The 13,221-nt window shown below is 50.9% G+C and carries 10 protein-coding genes; 8 read left to right on the top strand and 2 right to left on the bottom strand.

Annotated elements, in window-relative coordinates:
- The first annotated feature begins 55 nt into the window (after positions 1 to 55).
- The 8 genes from psbB to H6F51_25170 all read left to right on the top strand — a co-directional run bounded on the left by psbB (position 56) and on the right by H6F51_25170 (position 9,046).
- Positions 56 to 1,588 carry a photosystem II chlorophyll-binding protein CP47 gene (gene psbB / locus H6F51_25205; protein MBD1825772.1) on the top strand — a complete coding sequence of 511 codons (1,533 nt, stop codon included), beginning with the start codon at positions 56 to 58 and terminating at the stop codon, positions 1,586 to 1,588.
- Positions 1,589 to 1,652: 64 nt separating this feature from the next.
- Positions 1,653 to 1,748 carry a photosystem II reaction center protein T gene (locus H6F51_25200; protein ID MBD1825771.1) on the top strand — a complete coding sequence of 32 codons (96 nt, stop codon included), beginning with the start codon at positions 1,653 to 1,655 and terminating at the stop codon, positions 1,746 to 1,748.
- A 106-nt stretch (positions 1,749 to 1,854) separates the two neighbouring features.
- Complete coding sequence (locus H6F51_25195; GenBank protein ID MBD1825770.1) at positions 1,855 to 2,445, top strand: GNAT family N-acetyltransferase; 591 nt, start codon at positions 1,855 to 1,857, stop codon at positions 2,443 to 2,445.
- Positions 2,446 to 2,670: 225 nt separating this feature from the next.
- Complete coding sequence (locus H6F51_25190) at positions 2,671 to 4,242, top strand: bifunctional pantoate--beta-alanine ligase/(d)CMP kinase (protein MBD1825769.1); 1,572 nt, start codon at positions 2,671 to 2,673, stop codon at positions 4,240 to 4,242.
- Positions 4,243 to 4,424: 182 nt separating this feature from the next.
- Positions 4,425 to 6,602 carry a M48 family metalloprotease gene (locus H6F51_25185; GenBank protein ID MBD1825768.1) on the top strand — a complete coding sequence of 726 codons (2,178 nt, stop codon included), beginning with the start codon at positions 4,425 to 4,427 and terminating at the stop codon, positions 6,600 to 6,602.
- A 579-nt stretch (positions 6,603 to 7,181) separates the two neighbouring features.
- On the top strand, positions 7,182 to 7,634 hold the full coding sequence (locus H6F51_25180; GenBank protein MBD1825767.1) for an RNA-binding protein: 453 nt from the start codon (positions 7,182 to 7,184) through the stop codon (positions 7,632 to 7,634).
- 79 nt (positions 7,635 to 7,713) lie between these two features.
- Complete coding sequence (locus tag H6F51_25175) at positions 7,714 to 8,118, top strand: hypothetical protein (GenBank protein MBD1825766.1); 405 nt, start codon at positions 7,714 to 7,716, stop codon at positions 8,116 to 8,118.
- The gene (locus H6F51_25170; GenBank protein ID MBD1825765.1) at positions 8,057 to 9,046 is read left to right on the top strand and encodes a hypothetical protein; all 990 of its coding nucleotides are present in this window, start codon (positions 8,057 to 8,059) and stop codon (positions 9,044 to 9,046) included. Before H6F51_25175 ends, H6F51_25170 begins: the two co-directional genes overlap by 62 nt.
- A 101-nt stretch (positions 9,047 to 9,147) precedes the next feature.
- On the opposite strand, the gene H6F51_25165 is transcribed toward H6F51_25170, so the two are convergent.
- Together H6F51_25165 and H6F51_25160 are read right to left on the bottom strand one after the other, a co-directional pair.
- Positions 9,148 to 10,362 (bottom strand): PQQ-dependent sugar dehydrogenase, encoded by a 1,215-nt coding sequence (locus tag H6F51_25165; protein MBD1825764.1) that lies wholly within the window; start codon positions 10,360 to 10,362, stop codon positions 9,148 to 9,150.
- Positions 10,363 to 10,415: 53 nt separating this feature from the next.
- Positions 10,416 to 13,214 (bottom strand): PAS domain-containing protein, encoded by a 2,799-nt coding sequence (locus H6F51_25160; GenBank protein ID MBD1825763.1) that lies wholly within the window; start codon positions 13,212 to 13,214, stop codon positions 10,416 to 10,418.
- Positions 13,215 to 13,221 lie beyond the last annotated feature (7 nt).

Raw genomic sequence — 13,221 nt, 5'->3', positions numbered from 1 at the left:
CAAAAGGCTGAAAGAAGCGTTGCAGTAGACGTAATTTAGAGGAGGAGAGTAGTCAATGGGACTACCCTGGTACCGCGTACACACAGTTCTGGTGAATGATCCGGGACGGTTGATTGCGACTCACCTGATGCACACCGCACTGGTAGCAGGTTGGGCAGGATCAATGGCGCTCTATGAGCTTGCCATTTTTGATCCGAGCGATCCAGTTCTGAACCCCATGTGGAGACAAGGTATGTTCGTGCTGCCGTTTATGGCAAGACTCGGCGTAACCTCTTCCTGGGGCGGTTGGAGCATTACGGGTGAAACCGTCACCGATCCAGGCTTCTGGTCGTTTGAGGGCGTTGCGGCTGCCCACATCGTTTTATCGGGCTTGCTGTTCTTGGCAGCTTGCTGGCATTGGGTTTATTGGGATTTGGAGCTTTTCCGCGATCCGCGCACAGGTGAACCTGCGCTCGACTTGCCGAAAATGTTCGGAATTCATTTGTTCTTGTCGGGATTACTTTGTTTTGGTTTCGGTGCGTTCCACTTGACGGGCTTATTTGGTCCCGGAATGTGGGTGTCTGATGCCTATGGTGTAACGGGTCACGTTCAGGCTGTCGCGCCTGAATGGGGTCCGGCTGGATTTAACCCGTTTAATCCGGGTGGAGTTGTGGCGCACCATATTGCAGCGGGCATTGTCGGCATTATTGCAGGCTTATTCCACCTCAGCGTTCGTCCGCCTGAGCGTCTCTATCGCGCTCTAAGAATGGGGAACATCGAAACGGTGTTGTCGAGCAGTATTGCAGCCGTGTTCTTTGCGGCATTTGTGGTTGCAGGAACCATGTGGTACGGCAACGCAACCACTCCGATCGAGCTTTTTGGCCCAACGCGCTATCAGTGGGATAGCAGCTACTTCCGCCAAGAAATCGATCGTCGCGTTCAAAATGCGGTTGCAGATGGCGCAAGTCTGTCTGAAGCTTACAACCAAATTCCTGAAAAACTGGCGTTCTACGATTACGTCGGTAACAGCCCCGCGAAAGGTGGCTTGTTCCGTACCGGTCAGATGAACAAAGGGGATGGAATCGCTCAGACTTGGGTCGGACATCCGGTATTCAAGGATGGCGAAGGTCGTGAATTGTTTGTCCGTCGCTTGCCGAACTTCTTCGAGAACTTCCCTGTGATTCTCCAAGATAGCGATGGCGTGATTCGTGCGGACATTCCGTTCCGTAAGGCTGAGTCGAAGTACAGCTTTGAGCAAGCTGGCGTAACTGTTAGCTTCTATGGCGGTAAGCTGGATGGGCAGACCATCAGCGACCCGGCACAGGTTAAGCGTTATGCGCGTGCTGCTCAGTTAGGCGAACCGTTTGAATTCGATCGTGAAACACTGAACTCGGATGGTGTATTCCGCACCAGCCCGCGTGGATGGTTTACGTTTGGTCATGCTGTGTTTGCGCTGTTGTTCTTCTTCGGTCACATTTGGCACGGATCTCGGACGATCTTCCGGGATGTGTTTGCTGGAGTTGACCCCGATCTGTCGGAAGAACAAGTTGAATGGGGACGTTTTGCGAAAGTGGGTGACAAAACCACTCTTCAGAGAACAGAAGCTTAATTGGCTTCACGGGTCTAGGCGATTCGCTTAGACCCGACACAGCTCTTTATCTTGGGACACCATCATGGAAAGTGTTGCATATATTTTGATTTTGGCTTTGGCGATCGGCGTTCTGTTCTTTGCGATCGCCTTTCGGGAACCACCGAGAATTGGTAAGTAATTTCACGATGACGAGAAGAACCCGCTTCAGACCGAGGCGGGTTCTTTTTTGCGACGGTTTCGGACAAGCTGATTTAGGATGTGAATGTTGGGTTTACTCGGTGCTTGTGAGCGTTTCTTCGCGACAAACAGATTTTTCCAGTCCGACTCGCTATTGCGTTCGGGCGGTACAGCCTTCGGATTTGTATGAGATTGCGGGAGTTTTGGTGGATAGTTTTCCGCTGTATCCGTCGTTTTTACCGTGGCTGGCTCCAGTGATTCGAGTTGGGATTCATGAGGATCTAAGGAGCCGAACGCGATTTCCGGCACCGAATTATGTTTGCTTGGTGGCGATCGATACGAGCGATCAAGCAGAGCGATTGGTTGGAACGGTCGAGATTGGATTACGTGGAACGAATCCTTGGCAGCCGCGTACTAATCAGTATATGTATTTGTCGAATCTGGCGGTACGGGAAGACGCGCGACGGCAAGGAGTGGCGCAGCAGTTGTTATTGGCATGTGAGCCGTATGTCCGAGAGTGGGGCTATCGCAATATTTATTTGCATGTGCTGGAAACGAATGAGGCGGCAAAGCGGCTTTATTTTAAGTTGGGGTATCAGCTAGAAGAGATTCAGCCGAGTTGGGATTGGTTCTTGGGAAAACCGAGACGGATGTTTTTGCGGAAGGAATTGCGATCGCCTGAAGTCAGAGAGCTTTAATTCAGAGATCGGATGCAGGGCCACAATACGCTAGTCGAAATTACCCCACTTCAACTTGAATCTCCAACGAAGGCGTACCAGCGGGAAAGGCGAAAGAAACGAAGCCGAGCGAAAGATTGGATAAGTATTCCGTTTTCGCCTCCGAATTCACTTGGATATACGCAAAAAATTCTGGAGATTCACTAAACTTAGAAAGATCTGTATGAAACAGAGTTAGGAGGGCTTGTGCGCCTGTTTACGACCGTCGCAGGATTGCGGTGCTACTTGAACTTGGCTCAGGGAAAACAACCGATCGCGACGGGTTCCACCGAATCGACGATCGCACGATCAACGATCGGGTTTGTTCCCACGATGGGCGCACTCCACGCTGGACATTTGAGCCTGATTCAACGAGCGCGACAAGAAAATCAAATCGTTGTCGTCAGCATTTTTGTCAATCCGCTGCAGTTTGGAGCAAACGAAGATTTGAGCCGCTACCCCCGCACTTTGGAGCGCGATCGATCGCTGTGTGAAGCGGTTGGGGTTGATGTGATCTTTACGCCTGATGCCGCAGAAATGGGAGTCAGTCCGCCTACTCCGACGAGAGTGCAGCCGTCGATCGAGCTAACTTCTGGGCTGTGTGGGGCGTTTCGTCCTGGGCATTTTGAAGGCGTGGCAACCATTGTGACGAAACTCTTAAATTTGGTGCAGCCCGATCGAGCTTATTTTGGGCAGAAAGATGCTCAGCAACTCGCGGTGATTCAGCAAATGGTGAAAGATTTGAATTTGCCTGTTGAGGTTGTGCCGTGCGCGATCGTGCGGGAATCCAGCGGTTTAGCGCTTTCGTCCCGAAATCAATACTTAACAGATGAAGAAAAAATAAAGGCAACTGCACTTTATCGAGGATTGTCACAAGCTGAAAAACTGTTTCGATCCGGAGAGCGTGTAAGTGCTACCTTAGTTCAGGCAGTGAAACAGGAACTCGAAAAAGTTTCCGAACTGCGACCAGAATATATCGAACTTGTTGATCCGATGACGCTGAAATCTTTAGACTCTGTGACCGATGAGGGTTTGTTAGCGCTGGCTGCGCGTTTGGGTTCGACCCGCCTGATTGACAACTGCGTGCTGCGCGATCGTCGCCCGATGATTGCGATCGATGGTCCTGCGGGAGCGGGAAAATCGACAGTGGCACGGGCAGTAGCGGCTAAGCTGGGCTTGTTTTATCTGGATACGGGCGCGATGTATCGGGCGCTGACTTGGTTTGTGCTGCAATCAGGCTTAGATTTGAACGATGAACCGGCAGTTGCAGAATTGGCGCATCAGTGCGAGATCGATTTTCAAACTGACACGGCAACCCCGATCGTGTTTGTCAACGGCCAAGATGTGACGCAGGCGATTCGGACTCCAGAAGTAACGGCGCATGTTTCGACGATCGCGGCACAGGCGGCGGTGCGGGAAGCGTTAGTGAAGCAGCAGCAGAATTACGGTCGGCGCGGGGGCATCGTGGTTGATGGCCGCGACATCGGAACGCACGTTTTTCCGGATGCAGAAGTAAAAATCTATTTAACTGCTTCGATTCAAGAAAGAGCGCGGCGCAGACAGCACGATCTGAAGACTCTGGGACAGCCAGAGGTGAGTTTGGCAGAGTTAGAAGCCGCAATTTTTGAGCGCGATCGTAAGGACAGCACTCGTGTCATCTCACCGTTGCGGAAGGCGGAGGATGCGATCGAGATTCAATCCGACAATCTGACGGTGGCGGAAGTGCTGCAACGGATTGTCAGTCTATATCAGGAAAAAACGGCACCGGTTTCGATTTGACAATATTATGGGTCGCTGCGGGATTTGGGGTCGTCATAGAGACACGATTAATCGCGTCTCTATGACGACGGATACAACGAGTGGGCGATTTGCCGCATTTGTTTTTTGAATTGGAATTCACACCGACCATTCTTTAAAGATTTCGTTGGGTACTCTAGAAGCGCTGTCGTTCAGGGAACCCTATGTCTTCTTTTTCGGAGTCTGCTTCTTGTCAGAATCAGCTAGAAGCAGGGCTAATGGCGCTTCAAAGCGGGCAGACCGAAAGCGCGATCGTACAACTTAACCGGTGTCTCACCTCTCCCGATCTCAATTCCTCAGATGCTGTCAAAGCCAAAATGGGATTAGTGCAGGCATACGCGCAAAGTGGAGAAATTCAGTCAGCGATCGCACTTTGCCAAGAGCTTCACCAGAGCCACCACGAAAAGGTGCGGGCGTGGGCGACGCAAATGATGACAAAGCTTGCGCCTATTGATCCGGGATTCGTGCCGCTTGATGCCACAGTTCAACCCGTTCGACGCAAACGAGCAACGCCATCTCAGCAAAATGCCGCCACAATTCAAACAGAACCCCTATCAGAGCCAGCTCGACCTGAAACCATCTCAGCTATAACGCCGCACGCCTGGAAAAACGCCGATCGTGCTCAGCGCTGGCATCCCCTTCCTCCGCTCAATCCGATGCGGTTGCGGTGTGCAGAAGTTGGAAGCGCGATCTCGCTCTTTATGACACTGTGCTTGCTCTGGCAAGTAGTAGGTTTCACTTTCTCGCTGCCCCATACAGCAGTGACACGGCTCTTGCGCTGGAGTATTGCTGCTCCTGATCAAACCATTCCGATCCTGCAATTCGGATTGAGCTTGATGCTCCTATTTTTTGCATCTCCGTGGATTTTGGATGCAGTGCTGAAAGGACTGCATGGACTCAAGCCGCTTTCCACGGCCGCGATCGCTCGTCATAGCGTAGAGGCGCATCGCCTGATTCAAAGATTTGCTCAGCAGCAGAAAATTCCCATTCCCAAGCTCGGAATTTTGCCGGCTTCGGTTCCGATCGCGTTTACTTACGGTTGTCTACCTAAATTTGCTCGAATTGTGGTGAGTCAAGGGCTTTTAGATCAGTTAACCGATGAAGAAATTGCAGCAATTTATGCCGGAGAAGTGAGCCATATTGCTCATTGGGATTTTGCTTGGATGTCACTTGTTGCTGTCGTGTTGCAGATTCCTTACTCCATTTATCAATTGAGCGCGATCTCCAGCGATCGGCTCCGAGCCTTGCAGTTAAATCAGGCTTTTGTTTCCAAACTCATTCAAATTGCTGCTGATGTAACAGGGCTAATTTCTGCGATCGCCTATGGATTTTTCTGGGTATTTCGCTGGTCAGGATTATGGCTTTCAAGAGAGCGTATTATCTATAGCGATCGTCAGGCTTGCAGTCTCACAGGCAATCCAAACGGACTAGCACGAACCTTGATTAAATTAACGATCGTGACGACTAAAACAATCAAACACGAAAAGCGAACTTCTTATCTATTAGAGGGTTTTGAGCTGCTTAATCCTGTGAGTTATCGCAGCGCAATTTTATTTGAAGGGCTATTCGATCGAGTCTCTTTATCGACTTTATTTCAGTGGGATTTTGCTAACTGCGATCGTAGTTTATCCCTGTTGGATAGCCCTCATGCTCTCATGGGAACCCGACTGCAAAAACTGATGAATTGCTGTCAGCAATGGCACCTCAAACCTGAACTCGATCTCGAAACCCTCACCCCCACTAACCGTAAGCAACCCTTACTGCAATTCGCACCCCTGTTTGGTGGTTTAGGCGGCATTGCGATCGCAGCATTACTCTGGCTAATTGCTCACGCTCTCTTTGCCATTGGTAACTTCCGCCTCAATTGGTTAGCCAGCGATTACAGCTTGTTTCCAAGTTTTGGGTGCATTGGATTTGGCGTTGGGATGATCATTCGATTTAATCGCTTCTTTCCTGACTCTCAGGACGCACACACTGATCTCGTCCAGCTCCTGACGCAACCCCAGCTCACCCCCCTCGATAGTCCCAGAATTCGACTCGAAGGAACGCTTATCGGGCGCACTGGAGCCAGCAACCGACTTGCTCAAGACCTCCTCCTGCAAACCGAGACCGGATTAATTAAGCTGCACTACTGCTCTCAGCTAGGCGCGATCGGGAATCTACTCTGTTCGCTCCCGCTTGGGCAGCCTGCGATCGTCACTGGATGGCTCCGACGTAGCGCAACTCCCTGGATTGATGTAGACACGATTAGAACGAGATCGTTAATCCGGGCTGGGCATCCCGTCTGGTCGTTACTGGTTGCGATCTCGGCAATTCTATTTGGCATCGCTCAGATTCTGTAAAGAATAGTTGCGTTCTCTCTAGACATAGTGTTACATTTCGTTACAAGGAGTCCAGTCCTGAAGTGGCTCAGTCGGTCGTGCATCGACTTACAGAACTTTCAGTATTCGGTATTTCTCCTCCCAACACAGCAAGCTGAACCAGCCGATCGTAGGATCGGCTGGTTTTTGTCTCACAACGGAAGCAAAATTTTGCAGACTCTAACAATTTTCCAGGCTCTAACAATCGAAATAGCACTCAGGAGGGAAATTGTTCAGGTGGCTCGAATCTGAGAGACGAGCATGATACCTTTAAGAGTGGCGCATATCCTTGGGACACAGTGACCAAGTTGCTTAACCTCAAATCCCGCGATCATCGCCCAGCGACAAGAATCGAACCCTATGGAGATTTTCCGGGTTTGGTTTGAAATCTCCGGAGGAAGGGTCAGCAGTGCGATCGTGCTGCTTCATGTAGTCCTGACGAAAGGTGGCAGAAATGTCTGTATCGTCTAACCTGAGCCAAGAAAACGAAAGGTGTAGCTGAGGGATGTGTGGTAAGCGTCCGTACCATGTATTAGGATCAAAGTCTGGAGGTGTCTCGATATGTCAATTCGTCTATATGTGGGCAATTTGCCCGAAGATTTAAGTCGGCAAGACCTCGAAGCTGCATTTGCGGATGCAGGAGAAGGAGTCTCCGCCAAGCTGATCACCGATCGCAAAACCGGTAAATGCCGCGGTTTTGGCTTCGTCACCGTCAAATCTGATGAATTGGCGGATCAATTCATTGAGAAATACAACGGAGTCAGCATCAAGGACAACGCGATCAAAATTGAAAAAGCGTTGCCTCGATCGAAAGACAAAGCTGATGAACCCGCAGCAGCACCCGTCGCGTCGGCCGGTGGAAAGCGCAAAGGCGGCAACACGAACAACAACAACAAATCGCGCCGCACCACCACTTCTACTGCTGATCCTGACTCGGTTCAACCCGATCCGCGCTGGGCACAAGAACTGGAAAAACTCAAACAAATGCTGGCAACTCAAACGACTAATTCATAGAATTTGCGATTCTCCGCCGCATTTCGGTTTGAGTGACGGGAACCCTAATAACATTGCGTTGTGATAGGGTTTCGTTTGAATGAAGCGTTTGAACAATCAAGCATTTTACATCCTCCAGACTGAGGTTCGACGATGTCTTGGTTCGTGTAAGATTGGGCAAGTTCAGTTTGAGCTTGCCCTTCGTCGTTTGGAGAGATTACGCCTCCGGTCGGGAACACCTGCAACCGAGGCAGAATTACGAGACGCGATCGGCGATTTGATTCCAGATTTTGATTCAAAAATTCTCCGCAAGGCGGCAACAGTAAATCGCCCCTCGTCGCCGCTGTGGATCAGTTTAAAGCTTGGAACGGTTGCGAGCGTTCTTTCAGCGGGTGGAATTTGGCTCGTCAATCGCCCGATTCCGTGGATTCGTTATCCGGTCCATGGAGGCTGCTCCATTTCTGCTTACACCGAGCTACATGGCGATGGATCACAACTACCGTAGGGCGATCGCGCTGGTTGAGCAATCCGATCAATTCGTGAACGAAGCAACCGCGTTTGAAGACTTAGATCTTGGAACACAAAAAGTCAAAGCGGCGCAAAAGCATTTGGACGAACTGCCTGCCTGGTTTTTAGGACATTACCCAGGGAGTTACTGCCGATGGGCTAAATGCTATTGGCGATTCACGATCGATGAGTTCAAATCTGCCCGTGAGCAAGTTGCTCGGCTGGATGCAAAGCTCTTTCAGGAGAAGAACGCTCAAACTCGATTTGAGCAAGCTGAACAGTCATTGGGCGAAGCCATTCGCATCATTCGCGATGGTGCAACCGGAGAAAATCGTAACGCTGCGATCGCGGACTGGCGCTCGGCGATCGATACCCTGAGTCAACTTCCGGGTTCAACCCTCGCCGGACGACTTGCCCGCAATAAATTAAGCGCGGCAGAACGTGACTTTCGCGCCATGGTTGGAACTCAAACAGAGAGCGATCGCAACCGTCGATTAATCGAAGTCGCTCAAATCAGCGCGAACGCTGCAAAACAACAAACGCAAGATGCGCCAATGTCGCTAATCCAACTGGGGCAGGTGCAGGAGAACTGGGAGCGCGCGATCGCCAAATTACAGCAAATTCAGCCCACTGATCCAGATTATGTAGAAGCGAGCCGCAGAATGACCCATTATCAACAGAGTCGCAATGCGATTAAAGAGAGAATTCAGCATGAGGAAGACTCTGTTGTCGCTTACAAATCCGCGCAGCGAATGACTCAGAGCTTGATTTCAAATGCTGATCCAAACCGAGTCGATCGTTCCTACATTCTTGGACAGCTACGCGCCATCCTTGATCGGCTTGATCAAGTGAAACCCAATACAACGGTTTACGAGAAAGCAGCAGAAATGAGGGCTTCGGCTGAAAAACGAATGCTCAACCGGTGAAGATGTGACGTAAAGACGCGATTCATCGCGTCTTTACCCAGTCTGTAGCGAGTATTTAGAGATTTGGTATAAGGAGGTCATACCCATCGAACTTACGTTTTTTAGCTCCCTGGCGGCTCTAGTCGAATTAAGCGCCCGTCTCCTGATCCATCCGTAAGAACATACAGCAATCCATCGGGACTCTGCCGCACATCGCGTACTCGCTGCCCGATCGCAAGCCTCTGCTGCCCTCGCACATTTCCCGTTTCATCAAGATCAATGCGCCGTACATCTTGAGACACCAATCCGCCCGCAAACAGATCACCTTTCCAAGCCGGAATGCGATCGCTCGTATAAAACGCCAATCCCGAAGGAGCCGTTGCCGGAGTCCAAACGACTTTCGGACTCACCATACCGGAGCGCGATCGCGCTGTCGAAATCTCCCCGCCAAAATATTCTCGGCTATAAGTCACAACGGGCCAGCCGTAATTCTTACCTGCTTGCGCTAGATTCAGCTCATCACCGCCCCGCGCCCCATGTTCAGTTGCCCAAACTCGCTGCTTGAGCGGGTCAAACGCCAACCCTTGAATATTGCGATGTCCATAGCTCCAGATCGCTGGATCTGCGGTTTGATTCGTTGCAAAGGGGTTATCACGTGGCGCTGAGCCATCGTCATTTAGCCGCACAATCTTACCGAGGCGACTGCGTAAATTTTGCGCCTGCTTGCGAATCAACTCACCCTCTAGCTGAACGGGCGGATTACCACCATCGCCGATCGCGACCAGCATTGTGCCATCCGGTAGCCAAAGAATCCGCGACCCGAAATGCTGTCCGCCGGATTTCGCTTGCTTCACTTCAAAAATCACGCGCAAATCCCGCAGCGCTTTGCCATCAAACGTGGCTCTCGCTACACGAGTCCGATTTGCGCTCTGAGTTCCATGCGAATAAGTTAAATACACCCAGCGGTTTTGGGCAAATCGGGGATGAATCGAGACATCCAGCAGACCGCCCTGACCTGCTGACATCACTTCTGGAACTCCCGCGATCGGAGTCGAATCTAACACGCCATTTCGCACCAGCCGTAGCCGTCCGGCTTTCTCGGTAATCAGCATCGCGCCATCGGGAAGCCATGCCATACTCCACGGGCGTTCTAATCCTGACACGATCGTTGTTTGCTGAAATCCTTGAGGCGTTTGGGCAGAAGATATCTGAGCAGCATCTGAGGGGCTTTGAGCGGGCGCAACCGTATTCGCGGCAGTTAGGGAGCAAGCGGTCATCGCAAATCCTAGCAAACTGATTCCTGCGCTGCGCCTTAGTTGCTCGGTCGAAAACTTCATAGCCGTATTCCTTATGCGTCGGTAGTCGTTGCTGCCATTCTAGTCTGGGAGTTTTAACTCTGGGAATCGCGAGCAGCGCTTTGCTGAACTAGCTCCAGCACGGCTGCAACGAGCGCTTCTGGCTGGATTGGCTTTGCAAGATGCTGCTGAAATCCAGATTCAAGGGCTTGTTGGCGATCGAACTCCTTCGCATAAGCGGTCAGCGCGATCGCAGGAATTGCAATCTTCGCGGCGCGAACGGCTCGAATGAACTCATAACCCGTCATTTCTGGCATTCCAATATCACTCAGGAGAATGTCAGGTGGAGCTTGCTTAACCAAAATCAACGCTTCAAGGGCTGAGTCAACCGTGATTACGGTCGCGCCGTTTGTTTCTAATAAGAAGGTGAGAAATTCTCGTGTGTCAGCGTTATCATCGACGATCACTGCTCGAATCCCGCCCAAGGGTATATCCACCGTAGGAGGCGTGACAGGTGTAGAAGCAACCGCTTCCTCTGGAACTTGCGGAAGTAATGGCAATTGCACCGTAAACGTTGCGCCTTGATTTTCTCCCTGGCTTTCGGCGGAAATCGTGCCGCTGTGTAATTCCATGATTTGACGAGCGATTGCTAACCCCAATCCTAAGCCGCCAAACTTGCGAGTAATTGAGCCGTCCTCTTGCCGAAAGTGTTCAAACAGATGAGGCAAAAAGTCTGGGCGAATTCCAATTCCTGTATCCGTAATTTGCACCTGAGCCTGATGCTCGATTTGCGTCAGATGAATCGTCACTCTTCCCGCTTCTGGGGTGAATTTCACAGCGTTGGAGAGCAAATTCCAAAACACTTGCTGCAATCGTCCCGCATCCCCAAACACAAAGTAATCTTGGCGATCAGATTGCAAGTCAAAGGTGATTTGTTTGGCTTCGGCGGTGAGTCGAATCGTCTCTGCAGCGGCTTGAATCACTGAGGCAACATTGACAGGGTAGCGGTTGAGGCTGAGCTTACCGCGCATAATGCGAGAAATATCGAGCAGATCATCGATCAGTTGGGTTTGAAGTTTGGCGTTGCGCTCGATCGTATTCAGTGCCTCTGCGGTTCTTGCAGGATCTAAGCGCCCGTTTTGTAACAGTCTAATCCAGCCCAAAATGGGATTCAGGGGCGTTCTTAGTTCGTGAGAGAGAACTGCGAGAAATTCGTCTTTGAGGCGGTTGGCTTGCTCTGCGGCTTCGCGGGCAGCTTGCTCTTGCTGAAATAGGCGTTCTCGTTCGCGCTCGAATTGTACTCGTTCGGTGATGTCATTCGAGATGCCAATTAAGCCAATCACTTCTCCTGTTTCATTGCGATAAGGCGTTTTCGTTCCCAAAAAAGTGCGAATGCCATCGGGAGACTCTTCGACGACTTCGGTTTGTCCGGTGGTCATGATGCGCTGGTCGTTTTCTGAGACGATCTCACCGAGTTCGGGTGGAGAGTAGATTTCAGAGTCGCGATATCCGATCACCTGATCTGCCGTCTTACCTAACGTTTCTAGCGTGGCAGGATTGGCATAGATAATTCGTCCGGCTCGGTCTTTGACAAAAATCGGCGTTGGAGCGGCGGCGTTAATCACATTCAAAATGGCGTTCTTCTGGCGCAGTTCCTTCTCGGTGCGCTTGCGATCGGTGACATCTCTAAACAAAATCGCGACTTTGCGCTTTTCGGGTTCCTCGACGCGAAACGCATAGACATCAAACCAGCGGTTCATTGATTCAGAACCATTTTCAAACCGAACGGGTTCTCCAGTTAGCGCCACTCTGCCATAAATCTCAAACCAATGACTCTCAAGATCAGGAACGAACTCACGTATTGTTTTTCCGACTGCATTCTTGAGTCCGGCTTGTTGCTCAAAGATTGGATTGACTTCGAGAAAGCGATAATCGATCGCTTTGTCAGCGTCGTCGAACAGGAGTTCAATGACGGCAAAACCTTCATCGATCGAGTTAAACAGCGATCGATAGCGTTCTTCGGATTGTCGTAGGGCTTCCTCTGCTTGTTTGCGTTCGGTTTCTCGCTGCTTGAGTGCGGTGATTTCCTGCACCACGACATTTACGCCCAAAACGTGATCGTCCTCGCTTTTAAGGGGGTAAAAGCTCGATAGCCAAGTTCGCAGCACTCCAGGCTGAGCCGGATTCATGCCGCTCACTTCCAGATTAAGAATGGGTTTCTCAGTCTCGATCACTTGTCGGTAGATTGGTTCTAGCTGATCTGCAAGTTCTGGAAGCACCTCGCGCACCGTTCGTCCGAGGTGCTGCTGGATTGGAACGCCATTAATTTCTGCTAATTGTTGATTGATCCGCACATAGCGCAAGTCGGTATCGTTAAAGCATAGTCCTACAGGCGCAGTGGCGTAAATTGCCTCAATTTCGGCGCGTCGGCGCTGAGCCGTTTGCCGCTGCTGAAGCTGAGCGGCTTCTGCTGATTTTTGTGCGGTCACATCTTGAAAGTACACCGCAAGCCCGGAGACGATCGGATAGGCGCGGACTGTAAACCAAGCATTCAAGGGTGGATAAAAAGCCTCCAGGCTCACCGTGATTCGTTCAGCCACAGCCCGCCGGTATTCTTGTCCAAATACACTGTCTTCCGCTTCAGGGAATACTTCCCAAATGCTTTTACCAATGAGGTCTGCTTTTGAGCGATTCAGAACCTGTGTGGCTTGAGAATTGACATAGGTAAAGCGCCATTGTTGGTCAAGCGAGAAGAACGCATCGGAAATGCTTTCGAGAATGTCGAGAATCTGCTGTTGGGGGGGCTGAGACTGACGATCGAGCGAAATTAATCCGAGGCGCTGCCGAATTCGACGAATGATAGCGAAAAAGACAGAGGACGGGCGAATCGTCATAACACAG

Source organism: Cyanobacteria bacterium FACHB-DQ100, from assembly GCA_014695195.1.
In the GTDB taxonomy this organism is placed as follows: Bacteria; Cyanobacteriota; Cyanobacteriia; order Leptolyngbyales; family Leptolyngbyaceae; genus Leptolyngbya.
Note: the sequence above shows the minus strand (reverse complement) of the source record. Positions and strands in the feature narration are given on the sequence as shown.

What these genes read in the sequence shown, in the direction of transcription:
- H6F51_25200 (MBD1825771.1), top strand. Translation starts at nt 1,653, where the DNA reads ATGGAAAGTGTTGCATATATTTTGATTTTGGCTTTGGCGATCGGCGTT.
- psbB (MBD1825772.1), top strand. Translation starts at nt 56, where the DNA reads ATGGGACTACCCTGGTACCGCGTACACACAGTTCTGGTGAATGATCCG.
- H6F51_25180 (MBD1825767.1), top strand. Translation starts at nt 7,182, where the DNA reads ATGTCAATTCGTCTATATGTGGGCAATTTGCCCGAAGATTTAAGTCGG.
- H6F51_25165 (MBD1825764.1), bottom strand. Translation starts at nt 10,362, where the DNA reads ATGAAGTTTTCGACCGAGCAACTAAGGCGCAGCGCAGGAATCAGTTTG.
- H6F51_25175 (MBD1825766.1), top strand. Translation starts at nt 7,714, where the DNA reads ATGAAGCGTTTGAACAATCAAGCATTTTACATCCTCCAGACTGAGGTT.
- H6F51_25160 (MBD1825763.1), bottom strand. Translation starts at nt 13,214, where the DNA reads ATGACGATTCGCCCGTCCTCTGTCTTTTTCGCTATCATTCGTCGAATT.
- H6F51_25185 (MBD1825768.1), top strand. Translation starts at nt 4,425, where the DNA reads ATGTCTTCTTTTTCGGAGTCTGCTTCTTGTCAGAATCAGCTAGAAGCA.
- H6F51_25170 (MBD1825765.1), top strand. Translation starts at nt 8,057, where the DNA reads ATGGAGGCTGCTCCATTTCTGCTTACACCGAGCTACATGGCGATGGAT.